This window comes from Streptomyces sp. NPDC091281 (genome assembly GCF_044757425.1).
Classification (GTDB): Bacteria; Actinomycetota; Actinomycetes; order Streptomycetales; family Streptomycetaceae; genus Streptomyces.
This window is the reverse complement of record NZ_JBIVUY010000012.1, coordinates 299,905-321,042: the sequence shown is the minus strand read 5'-3', so window position 1 is coordinate 321,042 and position 21,138 is coordinate 299,905. Positions and strand designations below refer to the sequence as shown.

At 73.5% G+C, this 21,138-nt stretch carries 12 protein-coding genes; 7 read left to right on the top strand and 5 right to left on the bottom strand.

Going from position 1 to position 21,138, the window contains the following annotated elements:
* Positions 1-79: 79 nt before the first annotated feature.
* Together ACIQPQ_RS28795 and ACIQPQ_RS28790 are read right to left on the bottom strand one after the other, a co-directional pair.
* On the bottom strand, positions 80-1,405 hold the full coding sequence (locus tag ACIQPQ_RS28795) for a ThuA domain-containing protein (RefSeq protein WP_401309340.1): 1,326 nt from the start codon (positions 1,403-1,405) through the stop codon (positions 80-82).
* Positions 1,406-1,434: 29 nt separating this feature from the next.
* A complete protein-coding gene (locus tag ACIQPQ_RS28790; RefSeq protein WP_401309255.1) occupies positions 1,435-2,709 on the bottom strand; it encodes an RICIN domain-containing protein in 1,275 nt (424 codons plus the stop codon).
* Positions 2,710-3,261: 552 nt separating this feature from the next.
* On the opposite strand from ACIQPQ_RS28790, the gene ACIQPQ_RS28785 reads away from it, so the two are divergent.
* Entirely contained in the window at positions 3,262-6,672 is a 3,411-nt protein-coding gene (locus ACIQPQ_RS28785) for a family 78 glycoside hydrolase catalytic domain (protein WP_401309253.1), read from the top strand.
* 85 nt (positions 6,673-6,757) lie between these two features.
* On the top strand, positions 6,758-7,927 hold the full coding sequence (locus ACIQPQ_RS28780; RefSeq protein ID WP_401309250.1) for an SGNH/GDSL hydrolase family protein: 1,170 nt from the start codon (positions 6,758-6,760) through the stop codon (positions 7,925-7,927).
* A 41-nt stretch (positions 7,928-7,968) separates the two neighbouring features.
* On the opposite strand, the gene ACIQPQ_RS28775 is transcribed toward ACIQPQ_RS28780, so the two are convergent.
* Complete coding sequence (locus tag ACIQPQ_RS28775) at positions 7,969-9,297, bottom strand: MFS transporter (RefSeq protein WP_401309247.1); 1,329 nt, start codon at positions 9,295-9,297, stop codon at positions 7,969-7,971.
* Between the two features lie 111 nt (positions 9,298-9,408).
* Here ACIQPQ_RS28775 and ACIQPQ_RS28770 point away from each other — a divergent pair, with 111 nt between their 5' ends.
* Entirely contained in the window at positions 9,409-10,182 is a 774-nt protein-coding gene (locus ACIQPQ_RS28770; protein ID WP_401309244.1) for an AraC family transcriptional regulator, read from the top strand.
* Between the two features lie 185 nt (positions 10,183-10,367).
* On the opposite strand, the gene ACIQPQ_RS28765 is transcribed toward ACIQPQ_RS28770, so the two are convergent.
* Positions 10,368-13,550: a family 78 glycoside hydrolase catalytic domain gene (locus tag ACIQPQ_RS28765; protein WP_401309242.1), complete on the bottom strand. Its 3,183-nt coding sequence runs from the start codon at positions 13,548-13,550 to the stop codon at positions 10,368-10,370.
* A gap of 277 nt (positions 13,551-13,827) precedes the next feature.
* Positions 13,828-16,230 (bottom strand): glycoside hydrolase family 32 protein, encoded by a 2,403-nt coding sequence (locus ACIQPQ_RS28760; protein ID WP_401309240.1) that lies wholly within the window; start codon positions 16,228-16,230, stop codon positions 13,828-13,830.
* 623 nt (positions 16,231-16,853) lie between these two features.
* Between ACIQPQ_RS28760 and ACIQPQ_RS28755 the strand changes: the two genes are divergently transcribed.
* The 4 genes from ACIQPQ_RS28755 (at position 16,854) to ACIQPQ_RS28740 (ending at position 21,104) form a co-directional block, all read left to right on the top strand.
* The gene (locus tag ACIQPQ_RS28755) at positions 16,854-17,885 is read left to right on the top strand and encodes a sugar ABC transporter substrate-binding protein (protein ID WP_401309238.1); all 1,032 of its coding nucleotides are present in this window, start codon (positions 16,854-16,856) and stop codon (positions 17,883-17,885) included.
* A 96-nt stretch (positions 17,886-17,981) separates the two neighbouring features.
* Complete coding sequence (locus ACIQPQ_RS28750; protein WP_401309235.1) at positions 17,982-19,007, top strand: ABC transporter permease; 1,026 nt, start codon at positions 17,982-17,984, stop codon at positions 19,005-19,007.
* Positions 19,004-19,984 carry an ATP-binding cassette domain-containing protein gene (locus ACIQPQ_RS28745; protein ID WP_401309233.1) on the top strand — a complete coding sequence of 327 codons (981 nt, stop codon included), beginning with the start codon at positions 19,004-19,006 and terminating at the stop codon, positions 19,982-19,984. The genes ACIQPQ_RS28750 and ACIQPQ_RS28745 overlap by 4 nt, the downstream gene beginning before the upstream one ends.
* A 94-nt stretch (positions 19,985-20,078) precedes the next feature.
* Positions 20,079-21,104, top strand: a complete 1,026-nt coding sequence (locus ACIQPQ_RS28740) for a LacI family DNA-binding transcriptional regulator (protein WP_383779385.1) — start codon at positions 20,079-20,081, stop codon at positions 21,102-21,104.
* The last annotated feature ends 34 nt before the right edge of the window (positions 21,105-21,138 follow it).

The window sequence follows — 21,138 nt, the reverse complement described above, 5'->3', positions numbered from 1 at the left end:
ACGGCGTACGGCCACCGCCGGGGCCCGCTCCCGCCCGCGAGCCGACGCGGGCGGGAGCGGGGCCGTCAGGGCTGGGCCGTCAGGGCTGGGCCGTGAGCGCGAAGCTCTGGGCCGCGGAGTTGTCGCAGGTGCGCTGCGTCAACTGGACGGCGTTCGTGGACGTGCCGTTGGCGGTGAGGCACTTGCCGCTGTGCCGGGCCGTGAAGTGGTAGCGGCCGGAGGACTCCCGCACCGGCAGCCACTGCTGGTTGGTGCCCCCGCCGTACGCCCACAGTTGCAGGGGCGCGTTGTCGGCGGTGGAGACGCCTGTGACGTCGACGACCTGCTGCGGGTTGCCGCGGATCGCGATCCGGGAGTAGCCGCCGTCGGTGGGACGGAACTGGAACTGCTGGGCGGTGGTGCCGTTGCAGGCGTACTGCTGGACGGCCGTGCCGTTGGCGGTGGCCGCCGCGCGGGCGTCGACGCACAGGCCGCCCGCGTTGTCGGCCAGGGTGTACCAGGCCGTCTCGGAGATCGGGCCGCCCGGTTCGGGGGTGCCGCCGCCTCCGCCGCCGAGCCACTTGATGCCGTCGAGCAGGAAGCGGTTCTGGGTGGCGCTGGCGAACGTCGAGGAGAGCCGGGTGTTGGTGGAGTAGTTCATGGCGTTGTGGCCGAAGTTGGCGTACAGCATCTTGTACTGCCGGTTGGTCCACAGGATCGGGTAGTAGCCGCTGTACCAGGACTGGTTGGGGTCGGTGCCCAGCGGGAAGCTGGACGGGTCGACCGAGGCCAGGATCCTGATGTCCGGGTTGGTGCGCAGGTCGTTGTTCCAGCCGTACCACTCACTGACCGCCGAGGTGAAGGTGGCGGGCAGTCCGGTGGTGGACGGGTGGGTGCGGTCCTCGGTGCGCAGCACCGCGGTGGTCGGACCCCAGGTGTTGGTGCGGAAGTTCCCGCTGCCCAGGAAGGTGTTGTAGTACCAGGGCCAGCCGCCCGCGTTGGTGGTGAACGCGGAGACGTGGAAGCCGAGCCAGCCGCCCCCGCCCCTCATGTACCGCTCGAATCCGGCGCGTTGGGCCGCCGTCTGCGGGGCGTCGTCGAGGAACAGGACCACCTGGTAGGCGTTCACGCCGCCGTTGGCGAGGAGGTTCCAGTCGGTGGTGGCGGTGTAGGTGAAGCCGTTCTGCGCGGCCACCTGCGGGAACCAGGCGTTGGCCTCCTTGACGAAGTCGATGTGCGCGGCGTCCCAGGTGCCGTTGTAGAACGCGATCACCTTGAAGGGCGCTGCGGCGGGCGCCGCCGCGGGCCCGGCGTGCGCCGCCGGGGCGGTCAGCCCCAGCAACACCGCGAGCAGCAGGAACAGCCGGGCCGCGCGCCGCCGGAGCGAGCCGGCCGCCGGGCCGCGCCCGCGCGGGGTGAGGGTCACCCCGGCGCGGACGACGGACGACTCGGTGGTCAACGGGTCACCGTCCACTTCTGGTTGGCCGCGCCCGTGCAGGTCCAGATGTGCAACCGGGTGCCGTTGGCGGAGTTGTTCCCGGCGACGTCCAGGCACTTGTTGGCCTGTGGGTTGACGATGTCGCGGGCGGCGGGCACGGCCCACTGCTGGGCGGCCGAGCCGTTGCAGTCGTAGAGCTGGACGGGCGTGCCGTCGGCGGTGCCGCCGGAGGCGACGTCGAGGCACTTGCCGAGGGCGCGGATCGTGCCGTCGGAGCCGACGGTCCACTGCTGGGCGGCGGTGCCGTTGCAGTCGTAGAGCTGGACGGCGGTGCCGTTGGCGCTGCTGCCGCCCGCGACGTCGACGCACTTGCCCGCGAGGCCGGTGATCGGGCCGGTGCCGCCGCCCGGCTGCTGGCCGCCGGTGTCGGAGACGCGGACGTAGTCGACGAGGAGGGCCTGCGGGAAGACGGTGCTGCCGTTGGGGTCGCCGGGCCAGTAGCCGCCGACGGCGAGGTTCAGGATGACGAAGAACGGCTTGTTGAAGACCCACTGGCGGCCGCCGAGGTCGGCGGGGGTGCGGGTCTGGTAGACGGTGCCGTCGACGGACCAGGTGATCCGGTTCGGGCTCCAGTCCACCGCGAAGGTGTGGAAGGCGTCGGCGAAGGCCTGGCCGCCCGGCAGGCTGTAACCGGCGCCGATGCCGCCGGAGCCGGAGTAGCCGGGGCCGTGCAGGGTGCCGTGGACGGTGTTCGGCTCGAAGCCGACGTTCTCCATGATGTCGATCTCACCGGAGTTGGGCCAGCCGACCTGCCCGATGTCGCTGCCCAGCATCCAGAACGCGGGCCACATGCCCTGCCCGCGCGGGATCTTCATCCGCGCCTCGACGCGGCCGTAGGTGGTGGTGAACTTGCCGGAGGTGTTCAGACGGGACGAGGTGTACTCGCACCGGCCGTACCAGCACTGGTAGTTGGACGGGTTCTCGCGCCGGGCGGTGATGACCAGGTTGCCCTGGCCGTCGAGCGCGGCGTTGCGGTTCCCGGCCGTGTAGTACTGCCGTTCGTGGTTGTTGACGTTGTCGCCGGTCTCGATCTGCCACTTGGAGCCGTCGACGGCGGCACCGGCGGGGCCGTTGAAGTCGTCGGAGAAGGTGACGGCGGCCGCCGCGGCCGGAGCGGGCGCCGCCCGGTCCACGGGGGTCGCGGCCTGCGCGGGCCCGGCGGACAGCGAGGCGAAGACGAGCAGCGAGGCGAGGGACAGCAGCATGCGCCGGGGGAAGCGCGGGGAGTCCATGACTCTCCCTTCGTCGGGCGACTCCGCAGCGTCATGCGCATGACAGAGCCGGGTATGGAACGGGTCGTTCCGCGCCACGGCCGACACAGGTCGGCCGACGTCGGCCGGAGACCGCACCATGAGGGTGGGGGGTGCGAACCGGGCCCGGGGCAGGCTTAGTTCACTAGGTGATTTAAGAAGTGAGCAATAGCTGTGTCAAGGCGTTGGTACAGACCACTTGAACGGACCGTTCACACCGGAGCACCGGACCGCGTCGACGGCCTGGGCGTTCGCAGAAAACGCTTGCCACCGGTCGGGCGGTCCGGCGGACGTCACCGGGCGCCGCCGCCGCGGGTCGCCCTCGGAATCTCCGGACGGCCGGGACGGGCCCTCCGCCGATCACGAACGATCACCGTCCGACCTCTTGTAGCCGAACTCGGCGTCCGCATAAGGTCCGTAGACAGGGTGAATGAAACGTTTCAATACGGGTCGGCACGTGATTCTCTCCCCCGCTTCCCCCTCCCTTCACGACGGCGAGCACGCGCGGGCGTGCAGGCGACCAGAGGAGTACGCATGGCGCATCACCCGGACAGCACGGACAGCACGGACAGCACGGACAGCACGGAGAGCATGGACAGCACGGATGAGGCAGAGTCGGCTGTCGCCGCGGACCAGGGCGACCTCGGCGGCCCCGGCGGCCCCGGGGACTCCGTCGGGCCGTGGGCGCGGCGGGCGTTCCTGCGGGTCACGGCGGGGACGGCGACGGCCGGGATGGTCGCCGTCGGCGCGGCCGAACACGCGGCGGCGGTCCCCGCGCGGCCCGGGGCCGGTCCGGCCGCGCCGGGCCCGCTGCGGATCACCCGGACGACCGTCGAGCACCGGGTGGACCTGCTGGGCACGGACGTCCAACGCCCCTTCCTCTCCTGGGAGTCGGCGGCCGACGGTCAGGGCGCCCGGCAGAGCGCGTACCGGATCAGGGTGAGCGCCGAGACCGTCGGCCGGGGGCCCTCGCCGGTCTGGGACTCCGGGAAGGTGGCCTCGGCGGACACCCTCGGGGTGCCGTACGGGGGTCCGCCGCTGAAGCCGCGTACCGCGTACTCCTGGCAGGTCCAGGTGTGGGACGGGCAGGGCAGGGCCTCGGGGTGGAGCGCGCCGCGCCGGTGGGAGACAACGCTGTCACCCGCGGAGTGGAACGCGCGCTGGATCGGCCTGGACGCGCCCGAGGCGCCCCTGCCGCCGACGGGGGCGAACTGGATCTGGACGGCGGGCGCCACGTCCTCGGACGCGCCGGTGGGGGCGCGCTGGTTCCGGGCGGGCCTCGACGTGCCCGCGGGCACCGAGGTGACGCGGGCGACGGTGGTGGCGACCGCCGACGACGACTTCACGCTGTACCTGGGCGGCGAGGAGGTGCTGCGCGCGCCGCAGGAGCAGGACGGGTGGAAGGTGGGCCGGTCGGCGGACGCGACGGAGCGGGTGCGGGCGCTCGCCGGGGCGGGCGGGCGGCTGGTGCTGGCGGCGGTGGCGACCAACCGGGCGGGCCCGTCGGTGAATCCGGCGGGGCTGCTGGTGCGGCTGCGGGTGGAGCGGGCGTCCGGGGAGGCGTGGGAACGTGTCACGGACGGCGGCTGGAAGGCCGCGGACACCGAGCAACAGGGCTGGCAGGCACCGGGGTTCGACGACGCGGGGTGGGCGGCGGCGGCCGTCCTCGCGCCGTACGGGCAGGGCCCCTGGGGCGGTGGGGTGACCGTGGCGGTGCCGGAGCGGGCGGCGCCGCTGCTGCGCCGGGAGTTCACGGTGTCCAAGCCGGTGAGCCGGGCGCGGCTGTTCATCAGCGGGCTGGCGTACTACGAGGCGACGGTCAACGGGCGGCGGATCGGCCGTCAGGTCCTCGACCCGGGGTTCACCGACTACGACGCGACGGTGCTGTACGCCGAGCACGACGTGACGGACGCGGTGCGCGCGGGCCGCAACGCGATCGGGGTGGCGCTGGGGCGCGGCTTCTACGGCATGACGACGCCCAACGTGTGGAACTGGCACCGTCCGCCGTGGCACGCCGAGCCGCGGCTGATCGCCCGGCTGGAGGTGGACCACCCGGACGGCTCGCGCACCGCGGTCGTCACCGACGACCGGTGGCGGATCACCGGGGGGCCGACGCTGTCCGACTCGCTGTACGCGGGCGAGACCTACGACGCGCGCCGTGAGCCGGGCGACTGGACGCGGCCCGGCTTCGACGACACGGCGTGGCGGGCCGCGGGGACGCAGGCGGCGCCGCGGGGGACGCTGCGGGCGCAGCGGCACGACGGGATCGAGGTCGTCGCGTCGTTCCGTCCGGCGCGGATCACCCGCCTCGGTTCGGGCGACCACCTGGTCGACATGGGGCGCACGATGGCGGGTTGGATACGGCTCGACACGGGCGGCGCCCCGGCGGGGACGCGGGTGCGGCTCACGTACGGCGAGAAGCTGAAGGCGGACGGCACGGTGTCGGCGGAGACCTCGCACGTGCCGGGCCGGTTCCAGCGCGACGAGTACGTGTGCGCGGGCCGCCGGGGCGAGGCGTGGGAGCCGTCGTTCTCCTACAAGGGGTTCCGGTACGTGCAGATCGCCGGTCTGCCGCAGGCGCCGACGACCGGGCAGATCCTCGGGCGGCTGGTGCACACCCCGCTGGAGGAGGTCAGTTCGTTCGCCTGCTCGGAGCCGTTCTACGAGTGGCTGGACCGGGCGATGCGGCGGACCCTCCTCAACAACATGCACGGCATCCCCACCGACACGCCGATGTACGAGAAGAACGGCTGGACCGGCGACGCGCAGCTGGGGGCGCCGGTCATGCTGTACGCGTTCGGGATGCACCCGATGCTGTCGAAGTGGCTCGGTGACCTGGTGGACAGCCAGACCGCGCAGGGGCAGTTGCCGATGATCGTGCCGAGCGGCGGCTGGGGCTACGGGGACATCCCGTCGCCGGAGTGGACCACCGTCTACCCGTTCCTGGTGCGGGAGTTCTACCGGGCGTACGGGGACACGCGGACGGCGCGCGAGCACTGGCCGACGCTGGTGCGCTACCTGGACTGGGAGGTGTCGCGGCTGCGGGACGGGCTCGCCGTCACCGCGCTCGGCGACTACCTGCCGCCGGGCTACGGCGGGAACCCGCCCGAGGACACCCGGCTCACGGCGACGGCGTACCTGTACCGGGCGCTGCTGCACACCGCGGAGATGGCCGAAGTCCTGGGCGAAGGCGGGGTGGTGGCCCGTTACCGGGAGGTGGCGGGGCGGCTGCGGACGGCGTTCAACGCCGCGTTCCTCGGGCCGGAGGGGCACTACCGGACGGCGAAGGACCCCGGCTACCGGCAGACGTCGAACGCGATCCCGCTCGCGTTCGGGCTGGTCCCGGACGAGGCGCGGGCGTCGGTGTTCGCGAGTCTGGTACGGGACGTGGAGAGCCGGGGCAACCACCTCAATACGGGCGCGCTGGGCACGAGTGTGCTGCTGCGGGTGCTGTGCGCGGAGGGCCGGCCCGACCTGGCGCACGCGGTGGCGACGCAGCGGACGTACCCGGGCTGGGGCTACTGGCAGGACAACGGCGCCGACACCATGTGGGAGATGTGGCCGCTGGACTCGCGGTCGCGTGACCACTACTTCCAGGGCACGGTGGCGCAGTGGCTGTACGAGAACGTGGCGGGCCTGCGCCCCGGTGACGCGGGCTGGTCCACGTTCACGGTGCGGCCCGACGCGCGCACGGGCGTCGACTGGGCGCGTACGTCGATCCGTACCGTGCGGGGCACGGCCGGGGTGTCGTGGACCCGGTCGGGGCAGCGGCTGACGGTCGACGTGCAGGTGCCGGTCGGGGCGACCGCCGACGTGCACGTGCCCGCGGACTCCGGCGGCGGGGGCGTGACGGCGCCCGCGGGCGCGCGCCGGGTACGCACCGAGCCGGGGTACGCCGTCCACCGCGTGCCGCAGGGCAGTTGGCGGTTCACGGGCCGCGCCTGATCCCCGTACCGCCCCCTCCTTCCCCCCACTTCCTTCTGAGAGGAACGGTGTTCGGATGAGGCTCGCCTCACGTGTACGGACGGTCGTGGCAGCCGTCGTGGCCGTGCTGGCCCTGGCCGCGGCCGGCGCCCCGGCGCAGAGCCTGCCGGGGCACTCCCCCGCGGCCCCGCCCGGTGCGGGCACGGTGGTGACCTGGGCATCGGCCCCGCAGTCGCTGGGCGGCTCGTTCGCCGACAAGACGACCAGGAACGTGGTGCACACCTCGATCGGCGGCTCGCACGTCCGTGTCCGCCTGTCGAACGCCTACGGGACCGTGCCGGTGACCTTCGCGTCGGTCTACGCGGGTCTGCGGCGGTCCGGGGCCGACGTGGTGCCGGTGACCAACCAGAAGGTCACGTTCGGAGGCCGGGACTCCGTGGCCGTCCCCCGGGGCGCGCACGCGCTCAGCGATCCGGTGCCGATGACGGTGGCGGCCGGTGCCGACCTCGCGGTGAGCGTGTACCTGCCCGGCGGCAGCGGCAACGCGACCGGGCACGCCTACGGCGCGCAGGAGGCGTACTACGCCGACGGGAACACGGCGGGCCAGGACTCGGGGGCCGGATTCCCGTACCGGTCGCGGCAGTTCTACTGGGTCGACGCGGTGACCGTGGAACCGCGCGGGACGGCGTCGACCGTGGTGACGCTCGGCGACTCGATCACCGAGGGCCACCTGTCGACCGTGGGCGCGAACCGGCGCTACCCGGACCGCCTCGCGGCCCGCCTGGCGCGCGGCGGCCGGTTCGGGGTGGCCAACGCGGGCATCGGCGGCAACCGGGTCCTCGCCGACGGAGCGGGCGACTCGGCGCTCGCCCGCCTCGACCGGGACGTGCTGTCCCTGCCCCGGGTGCGGACGGTGATCTTCCTGGAGGGGATCAACGACATCACCTGGAACGCGACCGCCGAGGAGCTGATCGCCGGTCACCTTCAGGTGATCGCGCGGCTGCACGCGGCGGGGGTGCGCGTCGTCGGGGGCACGCTCACCCCGTTCGAGGGCTCGGGGGCGTACTCCCCGGCGCGGGAGGAGCAGCGTACGGCGCTCAACGCGTGGATACGGACCGAGGCGCCGTACGACGCCGTGGTCGACTTCGACGCCGCGACGCGTGATCCGGCCGCACCGGGCCGGTTCCGGCCGGAGTTCGACTCCGGGGACCACCTCCACCCGGGGGACGCGGGATACGCGGCGATGGCCGCCGCCGTGGACCTGGGCGCTCTGTGAACGCGGGCGGCGGGTGATCCCGGCCGCGGGCGGCCCGGCCGTCAGGCCGCCTGCGGGGCCGGGGCCGGGGTGCGCGGGGCGGGTGCCGTGGCGTCGTGGCGCCAGAACACGCGGACGGCGGGCGCCGCGAGCAGGACGAGCACCAGGCAGAGCACCGCCCCACCCGACCAGGCGAAGGTGAGGCCGGTCGCGGTGGCCATCGCCCCGGCGCGCAGGTCGCCCAGGCGCGGGCCGCCCGCGACGACCACGGTGAACACGCCCTGGAGACGGCCGCGCAGCGCGTCCGGGGCGTACGTCTGGAGGATGGTCTGCCGGTACACGGCGCTGACCAGGTCGGCGGCGCCCGCGCAGACCAGCAGGGTGACGGCGAGCCAGAGACGGCTCGTCAGGCCCGCGAGGGCGATGGCGGCCGCCCAGCCGGCCACGGCGGCGGTCAGGGCGACGCCCTGGCGGCGCACCCGGCCGATCCAGCCGCTGAAGAGCGCCGCCACGACCGACCCGGCGGCGATGGCGGAGTAGAGGAGCCCGGCGCCGCCGTGGAAGCGGGTCGCGGCGGCCTCGGGGAACAGCGCGGTCGGCATGGCCAGCACCATCGCGGCGATGTCGACCGCGAACGACATCCACAGCACGGGGTGGGCGGCGATGAAGCGCAGCCCCTCCGCGACGAGGCGCAGTCCGCCGGTGGCGGCGGGCGGCTCGGCGACCTTCACCGGGGGGAGCCGCAGGGTGGCGTACAGCAGGGCGGTGAAGAGGACGGCGTCGGCGCCGTAGGCCCAGACGAAGCCGTGCGGGAGGCTGATCAGGACGCCCGCGACGAGCGGCCCGGCAACCTGGCCGAGGGTTCCGGCGGTGTAGTTGAGGGTGTTGGCGGCGGGGACGAGGTCCTCGGGGACGACGCGGGGGATGATCGCGCCGCGTGTGGCGGAGGAGACGGCGAAGGCGCCGCTCTGCACGGCGACCAGCGCCAGCAGCAGGGCGACCGACCCGGCGTCCAGGAGGGCCTGTGCGAGCAGGCCGAGGGTGACGGCCCAGGTGACGGAGGCCGCGGCGAGGGAGAGCCGTCGGCGGTCGACGCGGTCGGCGACGGCACCGCCGTACAGGCCGAACACGATCAGCGGGACGAGGCCGACGAGGCCGGTCAGGCCGACGTACAGGGAGGAGTGGGTGAGCCGGTACATCTCCAGCGGGACGGCGACGGCGGTGACCATGGTGCCCAGGTAGGAGAGGGCCTGTCCGGCCAGCAGGCGGCGGTAGGCGGGGTGGGCCAGGGGGCGGGTGTCCAGGGCGGCGGCGCGCAGGCGGCGGCGGACGGCGCCCGCGCGGGGCGTCCGGGTCGGCGTCCCGTCGTCGGGGGGTGTCGGCGTGCTCATGCGTCTCACCCTGGCGCGCGGCGGGCACGGTCGGCTTCCCGTATTCGGTCGATCTGTGTCGGAAAACGGCCACCCGGCCCGCCGCGCGGTTCCGCGTTACTCTCGGCCGTGATGTCGCAGAACAGCCACTCCCCCGCCGGTCCACCGCGGATCACCCGGCACGACCATGTCGGCGGCGAGACGATCGAACGCCACCGGCACGCCTTCCACCAGCTCATCCACGTCGACACCGGGGTCCTGTCGGTGCGGACCGAGGAGGCGTCGTGGGTGGCGTCCAGCGCGCGGGCCATGTGGATCCCGGCCGACACCTGGCACGAGCACCGGGTCTACGGCGCCAGCCATGTGCGGACCGTGGGGTTCCCCGCGGACGATCCGCCGCTGTGCTCCCCCACGCCGACGGTGGTGTCCGTCGACCCGCTGCTGCGGGAACTGCTCCTCGCGTGCGGCGACCCCGGGCTGACGGCCGCGGAGGCGCAGCGGCTCCAGGCGGTGCTGCGCGACCGCATCCGCCGCTGCGCCGTCCAGCCGCTGACGCTGCCCGCGCCGCGCGACGCCCGTCTCGCGCGGGCGTGCGCGCTGGCCGCGGCGGATCTGGCGCGGCCCCGGACGGTGGCGTGGCTGGCCCGGCGGGCGGGGGTGTCGGAGCGGACGCTGGCGCGGCTGTTCCGGAGCGAGTTCGGTATGACGTATCCGCAGTGGCGGACGCTGACGCGGGTGTTCCACGCGATGATCCGGCTCGCCGAGGGCGCGACCGTGACGGCGGCCGGGCGGGACTGCGGCTGGGCCACGACCAGCGCCTTCATCGACGTCTTCACCCGGACCGTGGGCCAGACCCCGGGCGCCCACCGGGCGGCGGCCCGCGGGGACCGCGCCCCGGCGCCCTGACGCGGGGCCGCTCTCCCGGTCTCTGGGCCGCTTGCGGGGCAGAGAGCGCCGGACGGGTACGTCGCCCGGCGTGCCGACTCGCTCGCCCTCGACGGCTGCCGCCGCCTCCTCGGTTCCCTGGACGGCGGCCCGGCCGGGGCCGGGGCCCGGCGCGGCGGGTCCGCGGTGGCCCGACGCGTCGCCGCTCACCTCCCGGCGCGTGTGACGGTGGTGGTGCCGGAGCCGACCGGGCCGACGCGCAGGACGGTGCCGGTGAGGTCCCGCGACGAGGTGACCCGGACGGGGCCGCGGGCGCCGGGGGTCGTGCCGCGGACCCGGTAGGCGCTCGCTGCGGCGTCACCGATCTCCACCTCGATCACGGCCCGGGAGTTGGGCGGCACGGTCACACGGGTCTCGTGGGCGGTCCGGTCGCGGCGGACGGACACCGCCACGGGGCCGCGCACCGACGGGACGGTGCCGCGCACGGAGGTGAGCGGGCCGGTGCGGGGGCGGACCAGGAACTCCGCGGCGCCGGGCGCGGCGACCCGGACGCCCAGCACGTGGCGCGCGATGACGTTGGCGGGCGCGGACGCCCAGGCGTGCGAGAAGGTCATGTTGGGCTTGAGGGCGGGATCCCAGGCCTCGGTGACGACGGTCGCCTTCAGCCCGTCCAGCATGTGCAGCCAGGAGGTGGTGGACGTGGAGGTCAGCAGCCCGATCGCGGCGTCGGAGCGGCCGAGGCGGAACAGGGCGTCGAGGAGGAACTGGGCGCCGTAGACGCTGACTCTCATGCCGCCCGCGGCGAGGGTGTCGCCGAGCCGTCGCCGGACGTCGGCCGGGGCCGCGTCGAGGACGCCGAGGGCGACGGGGAAGACGGTCGCGTGCTGCGCGCTGTGCGTGGTGCCGACGCCGTCCACGAGGCGTCCGGCGGCGCTGTCGAGGAGGGTGGCGCGGACGGCGGCGGCCAACGTGTCGGCGCGGGAGCGCAGTCGGCGGGCGTCGGCGGTCCTGCGCAGGACGGTGGCGCAGCGGGCGAGGGCGTCGAACGCGGCGTACTGGAAGGCGTTGACGACGGTGTTGACCTCGGTGAAGACGTAGCCGTCGCGCTGGGAGGCGGGCCAGTCGACCAGGTCGGCCGGGGAGGCGGGGTCCTTGCGCACCAGGCCGTCGGCGCCGAGGGAGGCGGTGAGGTTCTTCGCGGCCAGCAGGTCGTAGTCGCGGGCGAGTTGGCGGTCGTCGCCGGTGGCGAGGTAGTCCTCCCAGGCGGAGAGGGCGCACATCAGGCGGTACTCGGTGGGCCAGGTGCCGTGCCGGACGAGGTAGTCGTCGGACCAGCGGGCCAGCGCGTAGGAGCGCTGCACGGCGTACTCGGACAGCTGGTTGACCAGGGCGTCGCCCTCGTAGGGGCCGCGTTCGCGGGTCGGGGTGTCGACGTAGAGGTCGGCGCGGGTGGCCTCGATGGAGTAGCGGCACAGTTCGCGGACGCGGTCCAGGGCGGGGTCGGAGCTGGTGAAGGAGGAGTCGGCGTCGTTCCAGGCGGCCTTCCAGGCGCGGCCGGTGACGACGGCGCCGGACAGGTCGACGGAGGTGCGCAGTTCGGCCCAGCGGAAGGCGCGGCACCCCCAGTGCTCGACGTGCTGGGTGCCGTCGCGCAGGGTCCACACCTCCTGGTAGGTGTTGCCCGCCCGCAGCTTGTACCAGACGGTGCCGTCGGCGTTCAGCTCCTCGCCGAGCCGGACCTCGACGGTGTCGCCCGCGCGGCCGGTGACCCGCAGCGCGAGACCGCCGACGATCTCCCGGCCGAGGTCGACGAGCCAGCGGCCGTCGGCGGCCTTCGTGACGGAGGCGGGCCGCACGTCGTGCGGCAGGACCGGTTCGAGGCGGGCGGGGACCAGCCCGTCGATCGGGTCGCGCACGACCGGCTTCTCCCAGGCCCGGTCGTCGTGGCCGGGCGAGGTCCAGCCGACCGGCTCGTGCCGCAGGTCCCAGTACTCCTGCGGGGCGGTGAAGAAGCTGGTGCCGGAGCTGCCCCGCGCGGGCAGCAGTCCGCCCTGGCGGCGCGCCTTCCAGGTGTCCCCGGTGGCGAGGGTGGCGCGGGAGCCGTCGGCGTAGGTGATCTCCAGCTGGGCCAGGAACTTCCGGGAGGACGTGGTGTGGCAGAGGGCGGCGAGGGCGTTGGTGCGGCCCCGGCGGAGCGTGCCGCTGACGTCGAGGACGTGGTAGGCAACGCCGCTGCCGGAGCGGACGGAGGGGTGTCCGACGACGGTGCCGTTGCTCCACACCTTCGCGACGTACTGGCGGCCCGGGACCGGCGAGTCCGCCGCCGTGTGCAGGACGGCGGCGGCGATCTCCCGGTCGGGCAGCCGGAACTCGTGGCGCAGCAGGGCCCAGGAGTCGTCCTCGACGAAGGAGGAGAGGGAGGACGCCCCGGTCGGGAGGGTGAGGACGCCGCCCGCGACGGTCCCGGCGGCGAAGGTGCCCCGGTCCGTGCCGAAGTCGTCGTCGAACAGGACGGTTCCGGCGCGGTCGGCGAAGGTGACGCGGTCGTACACCTGGGACTCGGTGGCGCCGTTGCGCAGCCCGATGTTGCCGGTGGTGAGGCGGGAGTCGGTGGTGGTGTCGACGACGGTGCCGTCGACCGTGGTGGTGAAGGTGGGCCCGTCCATACGGACCGCGAAGTCGATCCACTGCCCCGTGGCGACGGCGAACGGCAGCCGGACCTCGGCGAGGACGGTGTAGGTGCCCTTGACGCAGATGTGCGTGCGCAGCACACCGGGGCTTCCGGCCCGCAACTGCCAGAGGTAGGTGTCCTGGACCCCGGCGGCGCGGAACCACAGCCCCGCGGCGACGGCGGTGATCTTCACGCGGGCGGTGAGGGTGCCGTCGGTGAGGGTGCGGCCCGGCGGCGCCCAGACCGGCCGCGCCTGCCACTGGTCCTCGACGGACGTCGCCAGCAGCACCGGACGCGACCAGCCGGAACGGCGCGTGCCCCAGGTCCGCACCCGCCACCAGTAGGCGGTACGGGGCTTCAGGGCGCGCCCGGCGTAGGGGACGGCGGTGGAGGCGGCGGATTCGACGCGGCCGGAGTCCCAGACGAGGTCGCCGCGCTCGAACCCCTTGGGGAGGGAGGCGAGTTGGATCTGGTAGGCGTGCTGGACGGTGCCGGGTCCCTGGTCGGGCATCTGCCAGCTCAGCCGGAGGTCCCGGCCCGCGGCGACGCCCAGACCTCGCGTCAGCAGGTCGGCGAGCAGCCCGTCCGGTACGGACGGGTCGTCGGCGTGCGCGGCGAGGGGGCTTGCGGCGGCGGACGCGGGCTGCGCCAGCCCGACGGAGGCGACGGCGGCACCGCCGAGGTGCAGCATCGTGCGCCGTGACAGCTCTCGGGACATGGCACCCTCGCAGGGAATGAGTCACAGAAATGAAAGGATTCAGTCGGGATGGCGGGGAGGCTAGGGCGCGTTGACGAAGGACGTCAACAGATCGGACAGAAGTCGTGACGGGCAGATGATTGAATCGTTCAATCCGCGAGGGTCCGCTACGGCGATGTCGGGGTGGCCGCAATAGAGGCGCCGGGCCGCGCGGTGGGTGAGCCGCGGGGCCCGGCGCCCAGGGGTCCGGTGAGCGGGGTGCCGGCGTCGGACGGGTCCGACGCCGACGGGTCGGATGTCAGCTGATGCGGAGGTTCGTCGCCAGGACGTTCCCGTCGAAGGCGTTGACGCCGAAGAAGCCGCTGCCGTACGTCGGGTCGGTCGCGTCGATCACCGGGTCGGCGGCGCCGCCCAGCCAGACGCGGATGCGGGGGCCCTCGGCGCGGACCTTGACGTGGTAGGAGCGGCCCTCGGTGACGGGGGTGCGGTGGACGGCGATGTCCCGGCCGGGCCGCCACAGTTTCAGGACGCCGCTGGTGTCGAGGGTGGCGGTGTAGCCCGCGCCGGTGGCGTCGGCGCGGAAGGTGAGGCCGGTGGCCGCGCCGTTGGTGACGGTGAGGTCGCCCTCGTAGTCGAAGTCGCCCCCGGTGCGGTCGCTGAGATAGAAGGCGTCACCCCGCGCCCGGCCCCGCAAGCCCTCGGGGGTGCTGGTCCAGGTGCCGCCGCGGGAGTTCCAGCGCCCGGCGGTGAAGCCCGCGAACTCCGTCTCGCCGACGTGGAGGTTCTGCACGGTGGCCGCCCCGGCGTAGACGTTGGCGCCGAACAGGCCCTCGGCGTAGGTGTCGTCGGTGGCGTCGATCAGCGGCTGCGCGCCGTGGTCGAGCCACACCCGGATGCGCGGCCCGTCGGTGCGGACCTTGAGGTGGTGGGTCTCGCCGGGGCCGACGGGCGCGCCGACGACGGCGATGTCCCGTCCCGGCCGCCAGAGTTTGAGCGTGCCGCCGGTGTCGAGGGTGGCGGTGTAGCCCGCGCCGCCGGTGTCGGCGCGGAAGGTGAGGCCGCCGGCCCGCGCGCTGTCCAGGGTGATGTCGCCCTGGTAGACGGCGTCGGCGCCGCGCCGGTTGCTGAGGTAGAAGCCGTCGCCGCTCGCGCTGCCGCGCTTGCCGCCGCTGACGTCGCTCCAGGAGCCGCGCGCCGCCCGCCAGGGTCCCGCGAGGTTGCTCTCCAGGGTCGGTTCGCCGCGGCCCCAACTGGTGCTGAGCTGCGTCAGTTCGGCCTTGCGGAGGGTGACGGTGCCGCCCTCGGCGAAGGTGCGCAGGCCGAGGCTGTCGGCGCCGGAGTCGAAGTCGACGTTGCGGGTGTAGGAGAAGCGGCCGCCGTCGGCGAAGATCTCCAGCTGGCCGCGGTCCACGAGGATGTCGAGGGCGATCTTGCCGCCGCGCGGGGCGAGCGGCTTGCCGTCGAGGGTCTGCGCCGCCGTGTCGTAGACCACCGTGTGGTCGGCCGATCCGTCGGCGCGGGTGTGCAGGCCGAAGCCGAACCGGCGGGTGGTGGCGCCGCTGACGTCGAAGGTGGCCGTCAGCCGGTAGGTGTCCGCCTTGACGCGGGCGAAGGGGTCGGCCGTGGCGGGGCCGATCACCTTGTCGCGGACGGTGCGTCCGCCCGCGGCGAGGCTGTCCAGCTCGGGCACCGGGGTGCGGGTGACGCGGGGGCCGTCGGGCGTCTTGACCAGGGCGAGTTCGGCGGGGAAGGAGGCGTTGCCGGTCCACACGCTGCCGCGGTTGCCGCCCTGCCAGGCCATCTGGACGACCCGGCCGCCGGGCGCGTCGTTGAAGACCTGCGCGGCGTAGAAGTCACCGCCCGCGCCGGTCGCGCCGACGTCCATGCGCTGGGGCGCCGTCCAGTCGGTGCGGAAGGACGTGCCGTCGAAGTCGCCGACGACGTACTCGCCGGACGCGTCGGTGAGCACCCACCGCTGCCTGCCCGCCAGTTGGAGCGGGAACATGTCGGGGCACTCGAAGAGCCAGGACGCCTGGTAGCGGCTGGCGTAGGTCCAGTCGCGCAGGTTGGGCGAGGTGTAGAAGTACACACCGTTGCCCTGCCGGTTCGACCACACCACGAGGGTCCACCGGCCGCGCGCCTGGTCCCAGAACACCTTCGGGTCGCGGCTCTCCTCCGGGATGTCGATGACCTCGCGGCCCTTGTCCCAGGACTGGAAGGTGCGGCCGTTGTCGTTGCTGTAGTGGACGTTGACGCCGTCGGTGTTCGAGAACACCACGATCGGGTCGTACGCCCCGGTCTTCAGGCCCGAGGTGTTGTTCCTGTCGACCACGCCCGCGCCGGAGAAGAGCGTGCCCGGGTGGACGCCGGGTTCCAGGGCGATCGGCTTCTGGGTCCAGTGCACCAGGTCGGGGCTGGTGGCGTGGCCCCAGTGCATGGTGTCCCACTCCAGGCCGTGCGGGTTGTGCTGGTAGAAGAAGTGGTACTCGCCGTTGGCGAAGACCAGGCCGTTGGGGTCGTTCATCCAGCCCGACCGCGAGCTGAAGTGGAACTGGCCGCGCTGCGGCTCGCTGTACGTGGTCTGCGGATACGGGAACTCCGGGTAGTCGGGGGCCGTTCCGGCGGACGCCGTTCCCGACGGCAGCAGCACCAACAGGCCCGCGAGGAGCGCGACGACCAGCGCCCCGGCTCTTGCACGCATGGGGGACCCACTCTCTTGCGAGGAATGCGGTTCCGGGCAGGGGCGGGATGTCATCGCTGACATATGTCAACGCTGACATCCCGACGCTGAGAGATGATGGGCGTGTGCCCGCTTGACGTCAACCGGTGACGCGACATCAATCGAGAACGGTCATACGGAATCTGACGCTCCCGATCCCTCGGCGTCGCACCTTCGTCGGATCTCTCCAGTTCCAGGCATTGACGAGCCCGCGTCCGCGTGCCCATCATCGTTGCTCGTCAGATGACAACGCTGACATCGAGGGCCGCCGCAGCGCCTCCTTGGCCTCCGATGCACGCCCGTTCCGCGCCCGTTTCTCCGTGCGCCGTCGCCCGCCGTCCGTCGTCTTCCCGCGTCCCTTTTCACCGGCTTTCGCGGCTTCTCGCCGTGTTCTGCCGCCGTGCTCTCCGCCGTGCACTCCCGCCGTGCTTTCCCGCGGTTTCGTGCGGCTGTTCGCCGTGCGGCACCACCGCCTTCCCCAGCCCCTTTTCCGCACCCTCCCCGCCTGACCCGCCTCACCCCGCTTCACCCGCCTCACCGCCTGTTCCCGCTGTCCCGTCTGTTCCCCCTGTTCCATCTGTTCCGCTCATCCGAGGAGCCCGTTCATGTTCCAGACCAGACGTTCGCCGCGCCCCCGGCCCCGTCCCCGCACCGCGGCGGTGGCCGCCGTCTCCGTGGCCGGTGTCCTGCTGCTCGCCTCCTGCGGCGAGGGGGCCAAGGGCTCGTCCGGCGACGACGGACCCGTCAAGGTCGGCCTCATCACCAAGACGGACACCAACCCGTTCTTCGTGAAGATGAAGGAAGGCGCCGAACGCGCCGCGAAGTCGCACGACGTCGAACTCTCCACCGCTGCGGGCAAGTTCGACGGCGACAACGAGGGCCAGGTCACCGCACTGGAGAACATGGTGGCCGCCGGGGTGGACGGCGTCCTCATCACCCCCAACGACTCCAAGGCGATCGTCCCCGCCCTCGAACGGGCCCGCGCCAAGGGCGTCGTGGTCATCGCGCTGGACACCCCGACCGAGCCGGAGAAGGCCTCCGACGCGCTCTTCGCCACCGACAACTTCAAGGCGGGCGAGCTGATCGGCGCCTACGCCAAGGCACGGCACGGTGCCGGGAAGGCGAAGATCGCCCTGCTCAACCTCGCGCCCGGCGTCTCCGTCGGGGTGCTGCGCCGCGACGGCTTCCTCAAGGGCTACGGGATCAAGGAGAACGACCCGCAGGTCGTGTGCGCCCAGGACACCGGCGGCGACCAGGCCAAGGGGCAGACCGCGATGGAGAACTGCCTCCAGAAGGAACCGGACATCGACGTCGTCTACAGCATCAACGAACCGGCCGGCATGGGCGCGCACACCGCGCTCAAGGCGAAGGGCCGCGCCGACGACGTGCTGATCGTGTCGGTCGACGGCGGATGCACCGGCGTCAAGGCCGTCCAGTCGGGCGCGCTGGCCGCGACCTCACAGCAGTATCCGCTCCTGATGGCGAGCAAGGGCGTCGAGGCGGTCGTCTCCCATGTGAAGGACGGCACGAAGGTGTCCGGCTACACCGACACGGGCGTCACCCTCATCACCGACGAGCCCGCCGCGGGCGTCACCGCGAAGGACACGGCGTACGGCCTCGACAACTGCTGGGGCTGACCGGGACCACCGGGGCCGGACCCTCCCACCCCGGCCCCGTCCCCTGCCCGTCGCCCCTCTCCCCACCGTCACCCCCGACTCCTAGGAGCACCTGACGTGAGCACCACCGCCCCGCCGGCGTCCTCGGCGCCGCCGCCCGCCGGCGCTCCCGCCCCCTCGTCCCCGTCCGACTGGCGGTCCCTCGCCACCCACTCCGTCGCCGGGCCGCTGGCCGCGCTGCTGCTCGCCGGTCTCTTCTTCTCCTTCCAGAGCGAGCAGTTCCTCTCCGGCGGCAACCTCTCGCTGGTGATGCAGCAGGTCATGGTGGTCGGCACCCTCGCCCTGGGGCAGACCCTCGTCATCCTCATCGCGGGCATCGACCTGTCCTGCGGCATGATCATGGCCTTCGGCAGCATCGTGATGGCGAAGCTGGCGGTCGACAGCGGGCTGCCCCCGCTGCCGGCGATCCTCGCCGGGCTCGCGGTGTGCGCGCTGCTCGGGCTCGCGAACGGCGCCCTGGTGACGTTCGTCGGGCTGCCGCCCTTCATCGTCACCCTCGGCATGCTCAACGTGGCGTTCGCGCTGACCCACATCGTCTCCGACGACCAGACCGTCACCGCCCTGCCGAGTGAACTCACCGCGCTGGGCGAGACGTTCCCGCTCGGCCGCACCGACGTCACCTACGGCTCGGTGCTGACCCTGGTCCTGTTCGCCGTCTTCGCCTACCTCCTCGGCTGGACCGCGTGGGGGCGGCACACGTACGCCCTCGGCAACAGCCCCGAGGTGGCCCGGCTGACCGGTATCCGGGTGGACCGGCTGCGGCTCGGCATCTTCACCGTGGCCGGGTTCGTGTACGGCATCGCCGCGCTGCTGCTGATCTCGCGCACCGGCGTCGGCGACCCGAAGGCGGGCACCGACGACAACCTCAACTCCATCACCGCGGTCGTCCTCGGCGGCACCAGCCTCTTCGGCGGCCGGGGCCTCGTCGTCGGAACCCTCATCGGCGCCCTCATCGTCGGGGTGTTCCGCAACGGGCTCCAGCTGATGGGCGTCGGCTCGATCTACCAGACCCTCATCACCGGCGTGCTGGTGATCCTCGCCGTGACCGTGGACCAGGTGTCCCGCAGGAAGGCGTCCCGATGAGCACCGAACCCGTACGCGACCCCGCCCACGGACCCGAGGGCGAGCCCGTCCGTACGTCCCTCGGCAAGGACGACCGCGACCGTACGGCGCCACCCGCGCCCGCCACCGGCACGTCCGCACCCGCACCCGCCGCGTCCCCGCCCTCCGCGCCCACCCCGGTCCTGCGGGCGCGCGGCCTGGTGAAGCGGTACGGGCAGGTCACCGCGTTGGACGGTTCGGACTTCGACCTGCTGCCCGGTGAGGTGCTGGCGGTGGTCGGCGACAACGGCGCCGGGAAGTCCAGCCTCATCAAGGCGCTGACCGGGGCGCTCCAGCCGGACGAGGGCACCATCGAACTCGACGGGCGGCCGGTGCGGTTCCGTGATCCGCTCGACGCCCGGCGGCGCGGCATCGAGACGGTGTACCAGGACCTGGCGGTGGCCGCCTCGATGGACATCGCCAGCAACATGTTCCTCGGCCGGGAGCTGCGGCGGCCCGGAGTGCTCGGCCGGGTGTTCCGGCTGCTCGACACCCGGCGGATGCGGGAGGAGTCCGCCGCGCACATGGCGGACCTGCGGATCGGGCTGCGCTCGCTGACCCAGCCCGTCGAGTCGCTGTCGGGGGGCCAGCGGCAGGGGGTGGCGGTGGCGCGCGCGGTCGCCTGGTCGCGGCACGTCGTGGTGATGGACGAGCCGACGGCGGCGCTCGGCGTCAAGGAGTCGGGGCAGGTGCTCGACATGATCCGCAAGGTGCGCGAGCGAGGTCTGCCGACGGTGCTGATCAGCCACAACATGCCGCAGGTCTTCGAGATCGCCGACCGTGTCCACGTGCAGCGCCTCGGACGCCGGATCGCACAGTTGCGGCCCGCCGACCACACCATGTCGGAGGTCGTGGCGATCATGACCGGGGCTTTGGAACCGCCCGCCGAGGTCGGGGGTACTGTCGTAGCCGACTCACGCGCGACGGACGCCGCCGACGGGCGGCCGGACGGCCGGTGAGCGCGGCGGCCCCGTGGCCGAGCACGACGACCCGGTGGCGCCGAGGGTGCCGCCCCCACGGACCCGGTGGTCCCAGGAAGCGAAGGCTGACGGCATGCCCTCCACCCCACGGCGGCTCACCCTCTCCGACGTCGCCGAGCGGGTGGGGGTGAGCGCCAAGACCGTGTCCCGGGTGCTCAACGGGGAGGGTCCGGTGTCCGAGCAGACCCGGGAGCGGGTGCTCACCGTCACCCGTGAACTGGGCTTCCACCGTGACCTGATGGCGCGCACGATGCGCATCGGGTCGCGGGACTCGACGGTGGGCCTGGTGGTGCCGGAGATCGGCAACCCGTTCTTCGGGGCGGTCGCGGGCGGGATCGAGGAGGCCACGCGGGAGCGCGGGCTCACCCTCATCATGGGCTCGTCGGAGGAGTCCGTGGAGCGAGAGAACTCGCTGATCGCGACGTTCCTGGCCCGGCGGGTCAGCATGCTGATGGTGGTGCCCGCGGTCGGCGGCGACCACCGCTACCTGCGGCGGGAACGCACGGGCGGGCTGCCGCTGGTCTTCCTCGACCGGCCCGCGACCGGTCTCACCACGGACTGCGTCGTCAGCGCCAACCGGACCGGCGCCGCCCTCGGCACGTCGCACCTCATCGCCCACGGGCACCGCCGGATCGCCTTCCTCGGTGACGGCCCGTCGACCCTGTTCACGCGGCGGGAACGGTTCCGCGGCTACCGGGACGCGCTCGACGAGGCGGGGCTGCCGCACCGCCCGGAACTGCTGGCCGAGGGCCACTCCCCCGAGGCGGCGGCCGGTGCGATGGCCCGGCTGCTGGCGCTGCCGGAGCCGCCGACGGCGGTCCTCGCGGGGAACAACTTCGCCACGGTGGGCGTGGTGAAGGCCCTGGCCCAGGCCGACCGGCGGGACGTGGCGCTGGTCGGCTTCGACGATCCGATGCTCGGCGACGTGCTGCGGCCGGGCCTCACGGTCGTCGCCCAGGACCCTGCGGTGATCGGCGCCACCGCCGCCCGCCTCGCCCTGGCCCGCCTGGACGGCACCCGCACGGCCGCCGTCCGCGAGACCATCCCGGTCCGCCTGGTCCCCCGCGGCTCCGGGGAGATCGCTCCGCCACCGGAGTGACGGCACCGGCGCGGGGAGGAGGCCGGAGACCCTG